General features: G+C 68.0%; 18 protein-coding genes. 13 read left to right on the top strand and 5 right to left on the bottom strand.

Annotated features, from left to right (window positions below):
* Positions 1-1,221: 1,221 nt before the first annotated feature.
* On the bottom strand, positions 1,222-1,986 hold the full coding sequence (locus SM418_RS36560; protein WP_371946193.1) for a hypothetical protein: 765 nt from the start codon (positions 1,984-1,986) through the stop codon (positions 1,222-1,224).
* 275 nt (positions 1,987-2,261) lie between these two features.
* Here SM418_RS36560 and SM418_RS36555 point away from each other — a divergent pair, with 275 nt between their 5' ends.
* The 3 genes from SM418_RS36555 to SM418_RS36545 all read left to right on the top strand — a co-directional run bounded on the left by SM418_RS36555 (position 2,262) and on the right by SM418_RS36545 (position 6,418).
* A complete protein-coding gene (locus SM418_RS36555) occupies positions 2,262-3,263 on the top strand; it encodes a helix-turn-helix transcriptional regulator (RefSeq protein ID WP_371946194.1) in 1,002 nt (333 codons plus the stop codon).
* A 27-nt stretch (positions 3,264-3,290) separates the two neighbouring features.
* A complete protein-coding gene (locus tag SM418_RS36550) occupies positions 3,291-5,087 on the top strand; it encodes a S9 family peptidase (RefSeq protein WP_371946195.1) in 1,797 nt (598 codons plus the stop codon).
* A gap of 83 nt (positions 5,088-5,170) precedes the next feature.
* On the top strand, positions 5,171-6,418 hold the full coding sequence (locus tag SM418_RS36545; protein WP_371946196.1) for an MFS transporter: 1,248 nt from the start codon (positions 5,171-5,173) through the stop codon (positions 6,416-6,418).
* 353 nt (positions 6,419-6,771) lie between these two features.
* On the opposite strand, the gene SM418_RS36540 is transcribed toward SM418_RS36545, so the two are convergent.
* Positions 6,772-7,362 carry a DUF6933 domain-containing protein gene (locus SM418_RS36540; protein WP_371946197.1) on the bottom strand — a complete coding sequence of 197 codons (591 nt, stop codon included), beginning with the start codon at positions 7,360-7,362 and terminating at the stop codon, positions 6,772-6,774.
* A 138-nt stretch (positions 7,363-7,500) separates the two neighbouring features.
* On the opposite strand from SM418_RS36540, the gene SM418_RS36535 reads away from it, so the two are divergent.
* From SM418_RS36535 to SM418_RS36490, 10 genes are all read left to right on the top strand, one after another.
* The gene (locus tag SM418_RS36535; RefSeq protein ID WP_371946198.1) at positions 7,501-8,067 is read left to right on the top strand and encodes a hypothetical protein; all 567 of its coding nucleotides are present in this window, start codon (positions 7,501-7,503) and stop codon (positions 8,065-8,067) included.
* A 101-nt stretch (positions 8,068-8,168) separates the two neighbouring features.
* A complete protein-coding gene (locus SM418_RS36530; protein ID WP_371946199.1) occupies positions 8,169-8,843 on the top strand; it encodes a hypothetical protein in 675 nt (224 codons plus the stop codon).
* Positions 8,844-9,156: 313 nt separating this feature from the next.
* Positions 9,157-9,456, top strand: coding sequence for a hypothetical protein (locus SM418_RS36525; RefSeq protein WP_371946200.1), 300 nt, complete (start codon positions 9,157-9,159; stop codon positions 9,454-9,456).
* 45 nt (positions 9,457-9,501) lie between these two features.
* Positions 9,502-11,268 (top strand): relaxase/mobilization nuclease domain-containing protein, encoded by a 1,767-nt coding sequence (locus SM418_RS36520; protein ID WP_371946201.1) that lies wholly within the window; start codon positions 9,502-9,504, stop codon positions 11,266-11,268.
* A 132-nt stretch (positions 11,269-11,400) separates the two neighbouring features.
* Complete coding sequence (locus SM418_RS36515) at positions 11,401-11,694, top strand: hypothetical protein (RefSeq protein WP_371946202.1); 294 nt, start codon at positions 11,401-11,403, stop codon at positions 11,692-11,694.
* An 80-nt stretch (positions 11,695-11,774) separates the two neighbouring features.
* Positions 11,775-12,608, top strand: coding sequence for a DUF2637 domain-containing protein (locus SM418_RS36510; protein WP_371946203.1), 834 nt, complete (start codon positions 11,775-11,777; stop codon positions 12,606-12,608).
* Positions 12,605-14,602, top strand: coding sequence for a toprim domain-containing protein (locus SM418_RS36505; RefSeq protein WP_371946204.1), 1,998 nt, complete (start codon positions 12,605-12,607; stop codon positions 14,600-14,602). The genes SM418_RS36510 and SM418_RS36505 overlap by 4 nt, the downstream gene beginning before the upstream one ends.
* Complete coding sequence (locus SM418_RS36500; protein ID WP_371946205.1) at positions 14,599-15,480, top strand: hypothetical protein; 882 nt, start codon at positions 14,599-14,601, stop codon at positions 15,478-15,480. Before SM418_RS36505 ends, SM418_RS36500 begins: the two co-directional genes overlap by 4 nt.
* Positions 15,481-15,499: 19 nt before the next feature.
* Positions 15,500-15,781: a superinfection immunity protein gene (locus SM418_RS36495; RefSeq protein WP_371946206.1), complete on the top strand. Its 282-nt coding sequence runs from the start codon at positions 15,500-15,502 to the stop codon at positions 15,779-15,781.
* Positions 15,774-17,048: a hypothetical protein gene (locus tag SM418_RS36490; protein WP_371946207.1), complete on the top strand. Its 1,275-nt coding sequence runs from the start codon at positions 15,774-15,776 to the stop codon at positions 17,046-17,048. Before SM418_RS36495 ends, SM418_RS36490 begins: the two co-directional genes overlap by 8 nt.
* Positions 17,049-17,079: 31 nt before the next feature.
* On the opposite strand, the gene SM418_RS36485 is transcribed toward SM418_RS36490, so the two are convergent.
* From SM418_RS36485 to SM418_RS36475, 3 genes are all read right to left on the bottom strand, one after another.
* Positions 17,080-17,790: an SAM-dependent methyltransferase gene (locus SM418_RS36485; protein WP_371946208.1), complete on the bottom strand. Its 711-nt coding sequence runs from the start codon at positions 17,788-17,790 to the stop codon at positions 17,080-17,082.
* A gap of 318 nt (positions 17,791-18,108) precedes the next feature.
* Complete coding sequence (locus SM418_RS36480) at positions 18,109-18,312, bottom strand: DUF397 domain-containing protein (RefSeq protein ID WP_371946209.1); 204 nt, start codon at positions 18,310-18,312, stop codon at positions 18,109-18,111.
* Positions 18,309-19,145 (bottom strand): helix-turn-helix domain-containing protein, encoded by an 837-nt coding sequence (locus tag SM418_RS36475; protein ID WP_371946210.1) that lies wholly within the window; start codon positions 19,143-19,145, stop codon positions 18,309-18,311. The genes SM418_RS36480 and SM418_RS36475 overlap by 4 nt, the downstream gene beginning before the upstream one ends.
* Between the last annotated feature and the right edge of the window lie 17 nt (positions 19,146-19,162).

Below are 19,162 nucleotides of genomic sequence, written 5' to 3'. Positions count from 1 at the left end.
CAACACAGCCCCTCAAGTCCGTGGGTGAGACCGAAGAGACCATGATCGTCTCCGCGGCTGATGCCACGTAACTTGTAAAATGATCAAGAGGCAGATGTACGGCCGCGCCAACCCCGACCTCCTGCGCAAACGCGTCCTCCTGGCCGACTGACACGCATGCTTCACGGAATGTGTGCCAGAGCCAGAATTCGGCCGTCGTGAGCTTGTAACTCGACGAGGGGAATACCCCCTCCGGAGGGCTGGCTGCGGCGACGGCTATGACGGTCGAGTCGGCCTTGGGGTTGGCACAGAGCAAGCCGGGCACACTGCCCCAAGCCGACTCAGCCGTAGCCGGTTGCTCACCGCTGTGGGGAGCGGCCAGAACTCGTCGGCTTCGAGTCCCATACGCGGGCCTGTGGGCTTGGGGCCAGCGAGGAGCGGGATGAGGTCGCGATGTCAGGCCACCCCCCGCTGCCGAACCCAGGGTCCTACGCCTTCTCTCGGGGTACAGACTCTGCAGATCTGTATGGAGTCGCTCCCAGTGCATGAGCAGGGGCGTCGTTGGACAGGCGGTTCGCATCGGGCGTGGCCGTGAGGATCCAGGACACGCCGACCTTGTTGGTGACTGCCTCGGTGAGCACAGAACAGAGAAGCTCGCCTGCGTCCTGGGCGACGAGGTCGACCCCCCAATTGCCGGGGCTGACCATGGCCATTGGCTTGGTCTCGGCGGATTGGGGTGGACTGCCGAGGGGCCTGTGGAAGCCAGTTGAACTCCAGCCGAGGCAGCCGACTGCACGTTCCCGAGGTCGGTGACTTGTCGTCCGGGTGCTGTGGTCACGGGTGCGGACCAACAGATGCATGGGATCCTCCATGTGGCTCTCTTTGCTGACGGGCCACAATGAAACTTGTACGGCGCGGCCAAGCACGTGAGCAACACGTGCGGTGGTGAAAACCGCTCAGCGGTGCGACGCCGCCGCCGAGGGCTGATGGCGCTACATCGACGATGCTCCAGGAGAGACGGCTTCAGCTGTCGTGGCTGGTGATTTCTGCTCATTGACCAAGGACACTCACCGGACTGGTTGGGTCAGTCTGGGCGCGGTGCAGGGTTGCTCCCTCCGCCCAGCCGCTTGCCGAACCCGCTGTGCCGTAGGTAGCCCGCCAACGAGGTGCGAGTCGGCCAGAGTGATGTTCCTGGCCGACGGTCTCGTTTGGCCGCTCGCTCGCCATCGTCGTGAGCAGTTCTCATTCTGGACACCTGATGGGCAGCTGGTCGATGGCTTCCTGTGGTGACGGCAGGGGGAGTGGCCCGCTGGGCAGAGGGCGTGGACCAGTCTCCTCGATCAGGTGGGTTGGGCCATAGGGCCATGGGCCGGATATAAGTGCGAGGACGCTGCTGTCGGGCCAGTGGCGGAGGGCTTGGTGGACGACGTCGGAGTCCGGGCCTGGGGTCGTGAGCCAGATGGTTGCTGGGAGGACGAGGGGCAGGACGTTGGCAACGTTGATCATTTTGGTCATCTCGGCTTCGAGTTCGAGGTGTTCGATGGCGTCCTCAAGGCTTTCCATGATGCACAGGCGGGTGGCGTGGGCGCTGGTCACGGATTCGTCGAAAGCCTCTCCGAAGAGGCGGTAGAGGTCGGCACGTGTCGTGATGACCTGTGCGACATCGGACTTGCTGACGAGCGCCTCGGTGAACATGCCACGAAGGAGAGCGTCGGCGCCTGGGCCGATGAAGCCGGCTCCGTCAGGGTGTCCGAATGCTCGGGCAAGAAGGTCCATCTTGCTGCCGGTGTTGATCTGTGAGGGCGTCTGCCGGCTGAGTCGGTTATCTGTGCTGAGGCTTCCGAAGGCCGCGCGGAGCTGGGCTGTGATCCTCCGCAGCGACGGTCGGAGGATGCGGTGGCCGTCCTTGCTGGTTGCGACGGCGAAGCGTGGGCGGCGGGGCTGCGGGACGTCGCTGGTGGTCAACCGGTCGCAGTCCTTGCAGGTTGGGACGGAGATGCTCGTCATCGTGGCTCCCGTGTCGGTTGGGTTCTTGCTGGTGAGCCCGATGGAACCGGGGGCTGCCCGTGAGGAGAGGTGATCGAAACCCTCCCTGGGCGGAAGTGATCAACGTTGGGAAGGCGCTGATCAGCGTCCGGCCCGCTGTCGGCTCGATGGCGTAGCGCGTTTCGGTGCGTGCCGGAGGTGATGATCACATTTGCTCATTGACGCGAAACGCTCACCGGTCGGTCATGTAACTCTTCAACCTCTTGTCGCTACTCTCTGTGCCCGGAGGTGGTGGGATGGTCGTTGAGGCCAAGGAGGCAGCCGTACGGCTGCTGAAGGACCTCGTCCCGGACGAGCTGCTGGCGGCGTACACCCGGCTGCTGGCGCAGGGCGGATGCTTGGAGAACGATGGGGCGGATCTGCTGGGTGGTGCCGAGCAGGTCGAGGCCTTGATCGATGCGGGAATGGCGCACGTCCAGTCGTCCGGGCCGGCTTTGCCGCCGCGGCTTGCGCCCGTCCCGCCGGATCTGGCCCTGCAGGGCAGGCTTGCTGAGCTGACGCGCAGACTCGTGGCCGACCAGGAACGACTTCTGGCGGGGCAGCGGCGGATGGCCGAGACGCATCCTTGGGCGAGCCCGATGGTGGACGAGTCGAGCGATCGGCTGGTGCGGATCATCACTGATCGTGAGGAGATCGGGAACGTGTCGCGTTCGTTAATCACGGCCGCACGGCACGACTGGATGACGATGGACAACCAGTCTGTCGAACGGCCGATGGATGAACTGACCGCCGTTCCGCCCCCTCCGTCCTTCGAGGGCCATGTCAGATGCCGGGCCCTGTACGAGACGAGCTGTGCCGAACACGCCGTCGGCGTCAGGACGATCGAAATTGCCGTCGAAGCGGGCGAGGAGGCCCGGTTGCTGCCGAAGATCGGCATGAAGATGAAGCTGGCCGACGAGGCGATCGCGATGCTCCCGCTCACACCCACCGGGATGTCGGGTGCCTTGCTCATCCGCTCGTCGGTCATCGTCGCGGCGCTGCGCGAGTACTTCGAGTTGCTTTGGGAGCGTGCAATCCCCTTCGGCGCCGCAAATCCTGAGAGCCCGCTGAAGCCGCGGGAGCAGCAGATCTTGAGCATGCTCGCAGAAGGACTTACTGAGGCAAGCATCGCCAAGCGAGTCGGCGTGAGCGTCTCCACGGTGCGTCGGCACGCGGCCACCATCCGGGAGAAGCTCGGCTTCGACCATCATCACTTCGCCGCCGGAGCCGCCGCCGTGCGGCGCGGCTGGATCCCCTGACCTCCGACCTCCTCAGGAGAGGCGCGCATGCCTGAATATCGGGATTTTGTTCCCCGAGAGAGCTTCCAGCCCACGCTCGCCTTGTCCCCGGACGCCGGAACGGTGGCGTACTCCAGTAATGCCGGCGGACGGTTCGACCTGTGGATCATCTCGGTCGCCACCGGTGAACCCCGCCGACTCACCGACCTCGCCGATCAGGCCGTCCGACAAATCGCCTGGGCCCCCGACGGCAAGTACCTCGTATTCACTGCCGACCACGAAGGCGACGAGCAGTACCGGCTGTACCGGATCGGGCTGGATGACGAGAACCCCACCGAGATCAGCTCCGGCCCCGACTGCCAGCGGATATTGGCGGCCTCGCCCTTCGAGGCCGACGGACGCTATCTGGTCTACGCCGCCAACGATCGAGAGGCGATCGTCCAGGACGTCCTCATTCGCGACCTGGCCGATGAGTCCGAGCAGCGCATCACACCGCCGCCCGGAGTGGTGTTCGAGCCGACGGGCATCTCCCCGGACAGACGATGGCTGCTGACCGCCGGATTCCGATCCAACACCCAGGTCGCCGCATACCTGATCGACCTGCAGGACGCCGACGCTGAGCCGAAGTGCGTCACGGCCCCATACGGCGACGGATTCTTCGAGCCAGGCCCGTGGCTTCCCGATTCCTCCGGCTTCTACCTGCGCACCGACACATGGGGCGAGCACACCGCCGCCGCGCGCTACGACCTGGACGACGAGACCCTCGAACCGATCTCCCACCAGGAGTGGGACGTCGAAGGCATCAAGGCCGCCGGTGACACGCTGCTCTGGTCGATCAATGCAGACGGATGCTCCATCCTCCACGTCCAGCGGGACGACACTGTCCAACCGCTCCCGGACATCCCGCCCGGCGTGATCAATGCGGTCACACTCGCGCCCGGTGGCGACCCGGTCGTCCTGCTGCTCGACACGGCCACCCGTCCCACCGAGATCGCCACCTGGGACGCGATGAGCGGATTCAGGTACCTCACCGACGTTCGCCCGCCCGCACTGCATGTGGTCGAGCCTGTCGAGCCCGAACCGGTCGTCTATCCGGCATCGGGTGGACGTCGCATCCACGCCCTGCTGTACCGGCCGCGCACCACGGGCCCACATCCGGTAGTGCTGTCGATACACGGTGGCCCCGAAGCCCAGGAACGCCCGGCCTACCTGCGCTCAGGCCTCTACCAGCACCTGCTCGACGAGGGCATCGCGGTCTTCGCCCCCAACATCGCCGGGTCCACCGGCTACGGAGCCACCCACCAGAAACTCATCTACCGCAACTGGGGCGGCTGCGATCTGGACGACCTCGACTACGCCGCCCGCTATTTGCGCTCCGCACCCAGCGTGGACGGCGACCGCATCGCCGTCATGGGCGGCTCGTACGGCGGCTTCGCCGCGCTGTCCTGCCTGGCGCGCCTGCCCTACCCGTGGGCCGCCGGCGTCTCCCTGTGCGGTCCCACGAACCTGGTCACACTTGCGCGAGCATGCCCTCCGACCTGGAAACACTTCGTTTCTGTCGTCCTCGGCGACCCGGACACCGACGCTGAGTATCTCACCCAGCGGTCACCGATCACCTACGCCGACGCCATCACGGCACCACTGTTCGTCCTGCAGGGCGCCCGCGATCCGCGTGTTCCCCGCGCCGAGTCCGACCAGCTCGTGGCCCGTCTGCGCAACCGCAGTGTGGACGTCCGCTACGAAGTCTTCGCCGACGAAGGACACGGGTTCACCAGCCGCAAGAACGAACTCCGCGCCTACGAAGAAATCGCACAATTCCTGTGCGGCCACTTGCTCGCTCGCTAATACCAAGACAAGAGCATAGCCTGGTTCCGGCAAGAAACGAAAACCGTGTGCCACGTCAGCGCATCGGAAACTAGGTTGCGGCAATGCTTAAATCCCTCTCGACTTTGAGCCTTTTCAAAGACCCCGAAACCGCGCCGCTGTTCATCGCGCGGCTCGTCTCCAGCGCGGGTGCCGGCCTCGGGCAGCTCGCCCTCGCCTGGGGCGTGATGGGCCTCGGCTATGGGCCGGGCGGGCTCTCGATCGTGCTGGCCTGCAACTCGGTCCCCGCTCTGCTCATCCTCGTCTGCGGCGTCGCCGGCGACCGCTTCCGACGCCACTACGTCCTGATCGCGGCCGAGATCATCACCAGCGTCGCCTGGCTGGCCTTCGCCGTCTGCTTCTGGACGAAACAGGCCCCATTGCCGCTTCTATGCGTCCTCGCGACCCTGTCGGGCATCGCCACGGCAATGTTCCTGCCGGCGATCCGAGGAATTGTCGCCGACCTTCTCGCCGGAAATGGACGGCTCGCCGGCAATGCACTCGTCAAGCAGACCGACTCGATCGGATTGCTGATCGGCCTGTCATCGTCCGGGATGGTCGTCAGCACGGCCGGCCCTGGCTGGGCGGCATCTACCCGGGGCATCCTTTGCGCCGTCGGGGCGATCGTGCTCTGTCGTCTGCGCACACCCAACTGGCGAAGCGACGCCCCTGGCCTCCTCCGAGAACTCCGCGCGGGCTGGCACCACTTCGCCGCTCACCGTTGGGTCTGGATCATGACCGTGCAGTACACCGCCGTGATTATCGCCATGGTCTGCTACACCGACATCGCCGGTCCGATCTACATGGACGACGGCCACGGTGGCGCCCGGGTATGGGGCATCGTCACCGCCTGCGAGTACGTCGGCGCGCTGGTCGGCGCATTCATCGGTATCCGTTGGAAGCCAAACCGACTGGTTCTGGTTGCCGCGTCACTCCCGGCCGCCGGAGCGATCCCCATGTTCCTCATGGGGGTCGATGCGCCGTGGGTCGTCCTCGCGGCGTCGACACTCATCCCAGGCGCCTGCGCGGCGCTCTACTACGTGTTCTGGACGACCGCCCTGCAAGACACCTTCGCTCCCGAAGTCCTGGTGCGCGTGAACAGTTGGAACATCATCGCCAGCTACGTCCTGATGCCCATCACGGTCCTGACAGCCGGCCCCCTCGTCAAGGCTGTCGGCCCACAGACCACCGTGCTCGGTGGAGCAGGGCTCACCGTCGTCGCCGTGACGTGCTCCTTGCTGGTTCTCCCATCCAGACCCGATACGCCCGTAGTCGCACTCAAGAGCATCGAGGACGCCCGGCTCTCGTCATGATGTCGGTGGCAGTGCCCAAGAGCCTTAACCAACGACGGCGCCACGAGACGTCGACCATTGCCGCTGGAAACCGGTACCTGCCTTCTCATAAGGATCGATACCGGTACGGATCGCGCCCCACCACGGAGTCGCGCACTCTCCCAGGGACGATGAGGACCGCCACCCCCGCTGGGCGTTCGTCCTCGTCGCCATCTGTTGCGACAACCCTCGGGGGCGATGAGGACCGCTGTCGGAGGTCGGCAGCGTCGGGGCCTGGCTCTTGAACCTGGTTGGCGGTCTCCGTCCTTTCGCCGCTTCGACAGCGTTCCTGAGCTGGTTGATCGCGGCGGGCCGGTGCTCGCCAGAACTTTTTGTCAATCCCTGCCCGTGTGAGGTCGTTTGTGGTGCTTGTTCGCTCGGCGTCGGGGGCCGTCTCCGTTGTCCGGCGGCGGGACCGAGCGCAGCAGGGCTGCCAGTTCCCGGTCGGGGCTTCCGTGCCGCGCGTAGAGAGGGCTGCACGGCGTGGCCGCCAGGCGTTTCGAGAGGTCGAGGAGATCAGGCGCTGAGGCCAGGGAGCGGTGGACGTCGGCCAGGTGGGTGAACTCGTTCATCACGCCGATGACGCTGCGGTTGGCGGTCTTGGCCAGGCAGTGCTCGCTCATCTGCTCAAGCTCCCGGTCGGTGATCTCCTGATCGGCGCCGTGTGCGGTGAGCACCGCCGCGAGGTGGACGGGAAACCGGTCCAGCAGCGTTGCGGCGGGAGCCAGCGGCATCAGCACCGGCAGCAGTGTCCGTTCGTTGACGAACAGAGCGACCTGGGGCTTCCAGAACAGTGCCGTTGCGTACCAGGGGCCGAGCGCGGTGGTGGTGTCTGCGGCGGGGCCGGGGCGGCCGACACGGTCGAGCAGCTTCTTGGTGGCGTGGACGGTGAACATCTGCTCCATCCTGCCGTCCGGATGGGACACGCCGCCGAGGATCCTCGCGTCTGTTGTCTTTAGTTGACAGTATCGAGCGTGAGGCACTTACAAGCCTTTGATCAAGTGTCGTCCAAGGAGAGGAGTACCGCATGGACAGGTTCCCTTCGATGCTGGAGATCACCACACATGACCGAACAGGAAAGCCCAACCAACGAGGCCATCGAGCGTCTTGCCGGCGAGCTGCATGAACGCGGCCGGGCCCTGAACCATCTTCTGGCGCAGGGCCCGCCGGGACTCACCGAGCCGGCGACGGCGTACACGGTTCTGGCAAACCTCACCCAGACGTCCTTCCGCCTGGCGCAGACGGCCGAGCAGATCGACGCGTTCCTGACACGAGAGCTCGACGCCGGAAGGCTCGGACATGATCGCGGTGACGACCCCGTCCAGGCCGTGACTGCGGTACACAACGCGCTCGGACAAGTGACCGAGCAGGCCGCCGACCTCGGTGAAAGCTTCCGGCGAGCGGCAAGTGCACTCGCCCCCATCCGCGCCCAGGACGGCGGCGGAGAACTGTCCCCTGGCCGGCGCACCGTGGTGAACCTGGTCGAGCGGGAGGACGCCCAGGTGGGTCCGGCAAGTAAGGACTTCCCCAGAACGATCAACGAGGTCCTCCCGGGCCCGGCCGTCGCCGAGGACCTCCCGCCGGAGCTCCGCTCACCGCCGCAACCACCGCATCCGCGTCGCGGCCGGTAGGCCGACCTTCTTGACGGTGCACGCTGTGCGTCGTCCACTGGTCCTGAGTGTGGGCTACCGAGACTTCTGGCAGTAGCGGCGTTCAGGCCATGGGGGACGGGATGGGCGATCAGCGTCAGCCTGCGGATCTCTTCGCGGCGGCGGCAGCGCAGTGGATGTTGTCGGTGGCGTTGTGGAAGGCGCAGGTGGTCACGGAGACCAGCCTGCTTGCTGCTGACGCTGACTCCGACCGTGACGCAGCCGATGAGGTCACTGGTGCGGCTCTCGAAGTGACCGCGTTCTTCCTGCTGGAGAGCATCGGCATGGGAGCCGTGACCTTCCTGGTCACCGAGTTCGCTGCCGCATTGGATGAGTGGCTCGACGAATTGGTCATCCCGGAGGCCGTGAGCAGCGTGACCAGGGAGCCGACCACTCTGGATCGGGGCGTCATCGAAGGCCCGGCGACGCCCACCAAGGACCGGCAGGTCGCAGGCACCGAACCCGAGATGGAGATGGTTTTGGACGGGGATGCGGATTCGTCGGCAGTGGATGAGGCGGAGTCGTATGGGGGGCGTAGGGCTAGGCGGAGCGCTGAGCCCTTGGAGAACGTCGATTCGCGCGATGTCGACCCGGCAACCGCTGAGACAGCCGGGTCTGAGAGAGGCTCCGCGGCAGTGCTCGGAGACTTGCTGTCCACTGACGAGTCCCCGTTCTCGCCGGCTACCTGTGAGGAGCCTGCGGCTAAAGCAACCTCGGGCCTGCGCCCACCCGCCTGCGCCTTGACCGTCACCAGATGATCCCGGCGGGTGAGCGCTCGGCAGATGCTCCGCACCGTGAGCCGCTCCGGATCCGGCGCGATCGAATGCGGTCGAGCCGGAGAGCACCGGCGTGCGGAGCAAGAAATGGAAATCGTGCACATATGGCGGCTGGACCGGGCGCGGTCCAGGTCGGTGGGGATCGAGCGCGATCCCGGAGGCGGAGGTGGTGGCGGTAGTCGGCGAAGACGGGCCGCAGCAGGAGGCGAGGTCGGCGCGGTTGAATCGGCGGACGCATCGGACTCCGCGGCGCGGGCGGTCGGTGAGGTTCTCGCTGTCGGACGAGGAGCACGCGTTGGTTGCCTCGGCGGCGATGGGGGAACGGCTGGCGGTCGGGGCGTACGCGGCGCAGGCGGTGCTCGCTGCGGCTCGCGGCAGCGTCCAGCCGCAGTACGCGTTGCTGCGGGAGTCATTGGCGATCGTGATGCACGCGGCGGGGCAGGCGCGGCGGATCGGGGTGAACCTGAACCAGGCGGTCGCGGCGTTGCATTCGGGGGAGGCGCCGCCGCAGTTGCGGTGGTATGCCGAGGCGGCGGCGCGGACCGTCGAGAAGCTGGACGACCTCGCTGATGAGCTGCGGCGGCGTCTTCCTTAACGCGGCCGGCCCGCGTTGATCGGGAAGGTGGTGCGAGGCGGCCGGGTGCAGGGCCTGGTCCGGTACCTGTATGGGCCCGGACGCTGCGAGGAGCACCGCGATCCGCGTATCGTGGCGGGGTTCCGGAGCCCGGCGGAGCTGGAACCGGCCGTGCGTGAGGACGGTCGGCGGGACTTTCGCCGCCTGGACGGTCTGCTCACGCAGCCGCTCGCTCTGCTGGGGGAGCGCAACTACCGCAAGCCGGTGTGGCATGTGTCGGTGCGGGCGGCGCCGGAGGACCCGATCCTGGGCGATCGGCAGTGGGCCGAGGTCGCGCGGGAGGTGATGTCGCGGACCGGTCTGGCGCAGGAGGAGGACGAGGACGGCGTCCGGTGGATCGCGGTCCGGCATGCCGATGACCACGTTCACATCGTGGCCACGCTGGCGCGCACGGACGGGGTGCGGCCGGAGGTGTGGAACGACGGGTACCGCATCCGGGACGCGTGCCGGGAGGTGGAGCGGCGGTTCGGGCTGCGGCGGACGGCCCCGGCGGACCGGACGGCGGCGCGGCGGCCCAAGCGCGGCGAGAGCGAGAAGGCCGCGCGGGTGGGGCGCGGCGACTCGGCGCGTGCCGTGCTGCGGCGGCACGTCGCCGTGGCTGCGGCGGGAGCGCGGACGGAGGCCGAGTTCTTCGCGGCGTTAGGGGCTGAGGGGGTCCTGGTCCGTGAGCGTCACAGCACCCGCGTGGCGGGCCAGGTCACCGGTTACGCCGTTGCGCTGCCCGACGACGTGGATGCGTCCGGACGGCCGGTGTGGTTCGGCGGCGGGAAGCTGGCCGCCGACCTGACCCTGCCCAGATTGCGGCGTCGATGGACCTCGGACGGCGCTTCTCGTCCGCAGCGGCGTCCGCTGTCCGGACGGCACATGTCGGAGCGGACGGCTCGGGCGGTGTTGCGGACGGCCGTCCGCCGCGCGGCGGACGACACCCGGACGACCGGCGAGTTCCTCGGCCGCCTCGAACAGGACGGCCTGCTTGTGCGGCCGCGCTACAGCAAGACCGACCCGGGCGAGGTCACCGGCTATGCCGTCGCGCTGTCCGACCAGGCTGAACCCATCTGGTGCACTGGCGGCCAACTCGCCGACGACCTCACCCTGCCGCGCCTGCGACGGCGATGGGACGGCGCGGCGCGAGCCGAGGTCCTGCCCGACGGCGACTTGACGCATGAGGAACGCCAGGCGTTCTACGACGACGCGGCTCGTGCCGCGGCCTACGCCACGTCCCAGATCCGCCGGCACCTGGCCACCGATCCCTATGCCGCCGAGGACGCGTGCTGGGCGGCATCCGATGCACTGCACGCAGCCGGAAAGGCCACCGGCAACCACCACCTGCGCAGGGCCGCCGACGCCTACGAACGCGCGGCCCGCGCCCCGTACGGCCGCATCCCGCGTCCCACTTCAGCGGGAAACGCCCTGCGCACTGCCGCTTGGCTGCTGAGCCAGGCCGGTGGCCAGGACCGCACCACGGTCTCCGTCCTCCTGCTGGTCAGCCGCCTGCTGACGTTGCTGGAGACCATCGAGCAGATCCGCCTGCTCCAGCAGCGTCAGGAGCAGGCGGACGCCGCTCGCCGCGCGCATCGCCACCTTGAGCAGGCGCGAACCGCCGCAGGTCCGCAGCCCGGATCGCAACGGGACGTACACCCGGTGCCGTCACAGGTCCGTCTGGCCATGGCCGCGTTCCCCACCCCATGGGCTCCCGGCCCCGGTGTTGTTCCGGGAGCGACCCCGCCGCGCCACGAGGGTCGTCCACCGGAGCCCCGCCGCCACGCCCCATGATAACGCCCTTAAGTGACAACACGCCGAACTGCACTCTGTAGTTGACGGACCTTCCAGCGTGTTGCATCTTCCTGATCAAGGATTTTAGTTGATGGACGCTGTGCTCCATCAGCTGACGACATCGGGGGAACGATGACGACGCAGGGGTTCACCACACAGGCTGAGCTGGAGGAACGGCGTACCCGCCTCCTCCGGCTGCACTACGAGCTGCGGCGCATCGGCGTCGGCGTCCGGGCCCGGAGACCGCGCAACGGACGCTGGTGCCTGCGCATCCGCCACAACGGATGGTCCGAAACCGTCCTGTGCGCCGGCGCCGAGGGCGCCTACGCCTATGTCACCGCCCACGGTCGGCTGCTCGGCACGACCGACGAGCCCCGTTACGTCGCTCGTCTGCTGTTCTGGATGGCGGAAAGGCGCACCCGGTGACCCCCGCCCACCCACTCCCGGCACCGACTGCACCAGCCAACAGAGAACAGCGGACACCTCAGCCTGGAGTCGTCAAATGGGTGACCGCCGCCGTTGCCCCACTGATCGCGGCGCTGGCCGTCCTCGGCGGACTCGGGTCGTTCACCACCGTCCGGCAGATGGCCGAGCCGCACTTCGGCGGGCTGGCCTGGATCGTCCCGGTCGGGATGGACGTCGGCATCCTGACCCTCCTGGCCTGGGACCTGCTGATGGAGTACCTCGACCTTCCCTGGCCGGTGCTGCGCTGGGTCGCCTGGGTCTACATCGCCGGGACGGTCCTGGTTAACGTGTCCGCCGCGCACGGGAGCCTGGCGGGCAGCGTGATGAACGCGGCCATGCCCGTCCTGTTCATCACGGTGGTCGAAGGCGTCCGGCATCTGATTCGCCGATGGGTCGGGCTGACCTCCGCGAGCCGCGTCGAACCGATCCCGACCGCCCGGTGGCTTCTCGCACCCATGTCGAGCCTGCTGCTGTGGCGACGCATGATCCTCTGGCACATCACCGGATACCGGCAGGGCCTCGACCTGGAGCATCAGCACCTGCTGGCCGTCTCCCAACTCCAGCAGGACTACGGAAGGTGGTCATGGCGATGGCGCGCCCCGCTGGCCGACCGGCTCGCGCTCAGCCGACTGCCCGCCGGGCACGCGCCGCGTCCGGCCACCGACCCTGGCGACACCGGGGAGACGGCGCGGGACGACCAGTTGATGGGCATCGCCCGGCAACTCCACCGCGAGGTCGAACGCGAAGGCGTCCAGTTCAGCCGGGACCGGCTCGGGCGCCGTCTGCGCGAGCGGGGCTTCGCGATCGCCAATGAGCGGCTCACACAGATGATCGCCGCCGTCCACAAGGAGTCGGCCGGACGGGACTCGTCATGACGTCCTCGTCCAAGGACGAGCAACTCGTCCAGGCGGAGGAACAACGACGGCGACTCGGCGTCCTCCAGGGGATCGCCGACCATGCCGTCACCTGCCTCGGCGACGGACGTCTGCGATGGGACACCTGGCTGGAGCACGCAGGCCACCACGGACGCTACGGATTCACCAACACGCTGCTGATCCCGGCCCAGCGACTCTCCGCAACCGACGTCCGCTCCTACGACGCATGGCAGAGGCAGGGACGGCAGGTCCGCCGCGGCGAAAACGGCATTCGCATCATCTCCACGCGCCGCAGGCCGCGCACCGTCTTCGACATCGAGCAGACGGACGGCCAGACGATCGCGCCGAACGAGTGCACCCCCGCCGAGGGGCTGCAGCGCCTCTCCCAGCTCGCGGCCGACCTCGACTTCTACGTCGACCGCGGACAAGGCTGGACCTACCTCGGACACCCGAGCCGGCGCATCCGGATCGCTCCAGAACTGGACGACGCCGCAGCGGCGGCCCTGCTCGCTCACCAGCTCGCGCACGCGCTCCGACCTGGCGGACACATCGACACGGCCAGCGCCCACTCCGCCGCCGCCTGCCATGGCGTCCGACGTGTCATGGCCGACTCGGTCGCCTACCTCGTCCTCACCGAGCTGGGACTGCAAGTCGCGCACCTGTCGTTCCCACCGGTACCGCAATGGGCTGGGACGGACGTCCGCGCAGATTCATCCGCCGCGATTCGAGCCGTCGGCGACCAGATCGTCCGGACGAGCACACGGATCAGACGACGTCTCGCGGAAACCGCCGAGAGCAGCAGCCGCCGCCCGACAACCGCAGACGCCCGAGGCAACTCCCTACCAGCCAGAACCGCGCAACAGCACCCGGATGTCTCGACGTCACAGCTGCATAAGGCGCTCACGGACGCGCACCACTTCTTCCAGCGGAACCTGCCGGGCAGCTGGGGAGCGCACTACCTCGCACGTCGCGGCTTCACCCCACCCATGCAGGAGCAATGGGGAATAGGTCTCGCGCCCCACGGCCGCCAGCCCCTGCTCCGACACCTACGGGAGCAGGGCCACCGCGACCAGACACTCATCGAAGCCGGCCTGGCCAAGCGAAAGAACGGCGGAGAGCTGTTCGACCTGTTCCGGGACCGAGTCGTCTTCCCTCTCCGCGGCCAAGCCGGAGAGGTCGTCGGCTTCATCGGCCGCCGCCGCGACAATGCCCCCGGCCCCAAGTACCTCAACACCCCCGAGACCGCGCTCTTCCACAAGGGCGACATCCTCTTCGGCCTCCACGAGGTGCGTCCTCAACTCACGCAGAGCGCGCGCCCCCTGCTGGTCGAAGGCCCCCTTGACGCGATCGCCGTCAACACCACCTGCCCCGAGAGCTACGCCGCCGTCGCGCCCTGCGGAACGGCGATCACCACCTCCCACATCGAGGCGATCGCCGCCCACACCGACCTCGCAACGTTCGGGCTGGTCATGGCCCTCGACGGCGACCCCGCCGGACGCGCCGCAGCCATCAGGGCTTGGCGCACTCTCCGCAACATCACCGGCCCGATCGACGCGGTCGTCCTACCCGAAGGCCAGGACCCGGCTGACCTCCTATCCACCACGCGACACTCCAGTGTCCGCGACTCCCTACTTACTGTGACTCCCCTCGCTGACCTGCTGGTAGATGAGAGGATCCAGAGGTTCGGGGGAGCGCTGGAGTTCGTCGAATCACGCATCGCCGCCGCCCAAGCGGCCGCCGTGCAGATCGCCGAACTTCAGCCCGACCAGATCGGCCGGCAGGTCACCCGCGTCGCCGCCCGCACCGGCATGGACCCAGCCGAGATCACCGCCCTCGTGGCCGCCGCGATCAGCCCGGACCCGCCACCGGCCGCCCCCGTCCCGGCCGTCGCCTCACTCCCGCCCCCTGCACCCACGCAACAGGCACCCGACATCCGCAGTTCCCAGGACAGAGCACCTTCCCAACGTCCCAGCACCCACCGGAGGACGGTATGAGCCAGCAATACCCGGACCCGATCGCCGAAGGACTCCAGCACAGCGGGCAGCGACTCGTCCAGATCGTGTCCGCAGCCGTCGGAGTGCAGCAAGCCCTCGCCCAGCGCAGAAGCCGCTTAAAGACCGTCCAGCAGGCCCGGGACGAGAAGGCCCACCGAGCCCAAGCGCAACTCCGCAGGGCGGCACTGGCCGACGCCCGCTCACGCTGGGACCGCGCCCACGACCGCAAATGGCTGCGCGAGGCGAACCTCCTGGACGTCGCCGAAGCCTGGGGAGCAGCCGTCCCGTACGCAGACGGCAACGCCTCCGCGGCCCTCGCCGCCCGCAGATGCGAAGAGCAGCTCCGCCGCCTTCACCCGCACGCGATGAGCCACTACGACCGGTTCCGCGCCGAAGGAACGGATCCACTCCAAGCGATGAAGCAGGCCGCGCCCTTCTTCACCCGGGATCCCAACGTCCGCACCGGCGACCCGGCCCCCGAAAACGCCGAACTACACGAAGGCACCGGCACCGAGTGGGCGGCGCGCGTCCACGGCCCCGACCGCGCCGAATGGGAACAGGCCCGCCAGGAACAGCGCGCAACCCAGCTCGCCGACGAACTACGCACCAAGCTCCGCTCCCAAGGGCGCGACCCGCAGCCCGAAGAGCTGCGAATGGTCCTGGAAATCACCACGAACCTGCCCGAGGACACCATCGCGAAAGCCGTCCCCACAGGTCCGCGCCCTCGTCCCACCCAAGACGTCGAACGAGCCGCCGAAGGCTTCCCGTTCTCCGTCGACGAAGCGCTGGAGATGAGCTCGACGCAGTCCTTCGAATCGTCGGCCCCGCGACGGACGCCACCCCAGGCCCCCGACCGCAACCGCCGGCGCAACCTCTGAACGAAAGGACACCGAGCAAATGCACGGCATCCAGAACAGCCCGTTCTTCCTGCTCGCCCTCATCGGCCTGCTGGCCATCCTCGCCGTACTGCCGACGCTCATCGCGCTCGCCCGCGGCGCGGACGACATCGGCTACCTCATCCTGGTCAACGTGATCTGCTGCGCCACCATCTTCGGCTGGCCCATCGCGCTGATCGCCGCCATCGCATGGCCCCGCCGCCATCCACCCAGCACCTGGAGCCCCGCACCGCGACCGCATCCGCACGGGGATCGCACCCACCGGCGAGGCCCGTATGCCTGAACCCTCAACCGTCGCCGACGACCCGGCCAGCCTGAAGCACACGCCGACCCGACCCGCCCGCTGCTCGCAGGCGCGTACTCCGGCGCGGTGGGGACCACTCGTCGTCAACTCCGCCTTCCTCCTCGGCGCCGTCACCCTGCCCAACATCTCCGCGCAGGACGACATGGGCCCGATCGCCATGCGCGGCATCGCGACCTGCGCCCCCATCGGGCCGGTCGCCAGCCGCTACGTCGACAAGAAGAAGGTCTGCCGCCGCGCCCGTAAAGAGGCTCTGCGAAGCCTCCAAACCGGCCGCGACCCCGACTGGGACGACGTCATCCGCGACTCCATCCCCAAAGCCCCGAAGCGCCCTCACCGCCCTCCGCCCGAAACGGGCTCCCGGCAGCGCCAGAAAGGGCACGACACCAACCCGGCGGCGCCACCGAACGCGTCCTCTACGCCCCCACGCACCCGATCAACAAGCCGCCCCGAAACGCGGCCATCACCAAGTGCCCCGCCGCCCAGCGCGTCGGCGATACCCAAGTCCTCTCAGCACGCTCCCGCACCCGGCCCGACGTCGCACCCTGGCGGCCCATCCGACCGCACACCGTGGCCGACGCTCTGGGCCGCAGCCATCGCGCTGCTCACCCTGCTCACAGCCGCCGTCCACCTGGCCAAACACCGCCGGACCATCGTCGCGGGGACGATGTCGCTGCTCAGCAACCGGAAAGGAGGCTTCCGCCCGAGGACCCCAGCATCGCCTCCAACCACGACCGACCACACGGCACCCAGCCGAACCCGCATCGACTCCCTCCTCGCGAAGGGAGCTTCACTGACCGGCCCGGGAGCCGAAGACACCGCCCGCCACCTGGCCATCGAGATCCTGAGCCGGCGGCAAGCCGACCCGACCGAACTCGTCCTCAACCGCCCCGACGCCTGGCGGCTGTTCGGCTTGGACATCGGCACCCTGCAAGAGGACCGAATCCCCGGCCTGGTCCTCACCGACGACGCTGAGCAGACACGCACCCTCCTGGCCCGCCAGACCCCGTCCCGGCGGCTCCTCCTCGCCTACGACAACGAAGGCGAAGACCCGCCTGGCGGACGAGACCCGATCCCCGTGGTGTCCATATCGACCCGCACCGATGGGGCCGCGAGGATCCCAGCCGTCGGCGAGGTCGCAAACACCATCGGCCCGTCCGCAACCGACCATCTACCGTCGCTGACGAGGGACGACGCCTTCAACCTGATCATGTCGATGCCGACACGCGCCCGGCATCCGATGAGGTAGGCGGTGCGGAGGAACACCCGCCCCGTCGCCTTCAGCGCCGAGCGGAGTCGGTGGAACGCCATGCCTCCCCGGTGCGGGGGATCATGGCTTGCGCAGGACGCCGCTGTATTCGCACATGTCCCGCCCCATCTTGGAGGCCCCCCACGAACTGGGCCAGTTGGTCGGGGACGGGCGCCAGGGGCGGCTGGTCGGGGTCGGGGCGCCAGTGCAGCAGGTTCACCAGACCCGGCGCGACCGCCTCCTGGCCGTCCAGAAGGAGCGCGTCGACCTGTTCGCGGCTGCGGTTCTGCCACGGGATGCCGGCCGCGTTCATCCGGCTGTCCAGTTCGGCGGCCCGCTCAGGGGCGGAGCAGACGATCTGCGAGAACGCCAGGTGACTCCCGGACACCGTCCGGTCCATAAGGCCGTGCAGGAGGCCGCGCGGATCGTCGGCGTCGGTCAGGTGCCCGACCGAAAGGAACAGCACCGCCAGCGGCTCGTCGAAGTCGATGAGCCGCGCCACCTCGGAATGTTTCAGGACGGCGTCCAGGTCGCGGAAGTCGGCGTTGATGACGACGGTGGAGCCGTCCCCGGCCAGCAGCGCGCGGCCGTAGGCCAGCACGATGGGGTCGATGTCGAGGTAGACGACGCGGGCGTCGGGCGCGAACCGCTGGGCGACCTGGTGGACGTTGTTGTCGGTGGGCAGCCCGCAGCCCATGTCCAAGAACTGCCGGATCCCGGCCTCGGCCGCCAGATACCGCACCGCCCGGTACAGGAACAGCCGGTTCTGCCGGCTGATGTCGATCGACTCGGGAAGGCGGGCGCGGTCTTCAACGCGAAATCGCGATCGACCTGGTAGTTGTCCTTACTACCGAGCGCTCAGCCGTACACCCGCGCCGACGCCGGTATGTCATCACGGATCTCGATCGGCGATTCACGCTCTTCGACGGCCACTATGCGCTCCCGATCCCGTAGTGCAGTTGTCCGATCAGGCAACAGCAGCCGCTGAGCCCCGCCCTCCACCCGATCTTCATCCGTCCGTCCGGCCCCGGCCACCAGGCCCGCAGAGGCCGCCGACGCGTCAGAGATCGAGTTCGCCGCTCCTTACCTGCTCGACCATGTGCCGCCATACATCATGTTCGAACACCAGCATCGGACCGTTGGGGTCTTTGGAGTCCCGGACGGCGACCATCCCGGGGAGCGGGGCCAGTTCGACGCAACCTTGGCTGCCCTGGCTGGCCGTCGCCTTGCGCCAGTGCAAGAAAGAGGGGGAGGGGGCGGTCATTGCATCTCCTTTTCGATGCTGCGCAGGAAGGACGCCGTCTCACGGGGGTCGAGGGCCGAAGCGACGAGCAGGTTGAACTTGGTGTTCATGCGGCTTACCTGGTGCGGTTGCTCCAGGTAAGCGTTGCCCGCCTGACTTTCGACGTACACGACGTCCGGGTCGGTGGGGTCGGGGAAGCCGAGCAGTGAGAACGGCCCGTCAAGCCCAATGTGTGCGCCTTTGCTAAAGGGTAGAACCTGCACGGTGATGTTGGGAGTGTCGATCGCTTCGAGCAGGTGGCGTACCTGCTTGCGCATCACGTGAACATCCCCGATACGTCTCTGCAGTACGTTCTCATCCAAGATCACCCACAGGGAGAACGGCGGGGCCGTCCGGTCGAGGACTTTCTGTCGGGCGAGGCGGAGCTGCAGAAGCCGGTCGATGGTCTTGGGTGCCTCGCCGGGCAGCGTTGTCCGCAACACTTCACACGCGTAGTCGGGAGTCTGCAGCAGTCCGTGGACGAGCTGGTTGTCGAAATGCCGCAGCTCGGCCGCCTCGCTCTCCAGGCCGATGTAGGAGCCGAAGTGGGGAGGGAAGACCTCTTGGAACTCGTTGTACCAGCCCGGCTGCGCTGCCTCCCTGGCAAGTTGCAGGAGGGCGTCCCGGGCGTGGTCGTCGGTTGCGTCGAACAGCTCCAGCAGGGCGCGAAGCTCGCGCTGCTTGGGCGGCTGCGCTTTGCCCGTCTCGATGCGGCTCACCCGTGACGGCGAGCACTCCAAGTGCTCGGCGATCTGCTCGATCGTGTAGCCGGCGTTCTCCCTCAGCTTGCGAAGCTCCGAGCCGAGTCGGCGCATCCGGACGGTCGTGACTC

The organism is Actinomadura chokoriensis (assembly GCF_041463665.1).
Lineage (GTDB): Bacteria > Actinomycetota > Actinomycetes > Streptosporangiales > Streptosporangiaceae > Spirillospora > Spirillospora chokoriensis_A.
This window is presented reverse-complemented; position numbering and strand designations above follow the sequence as displayed.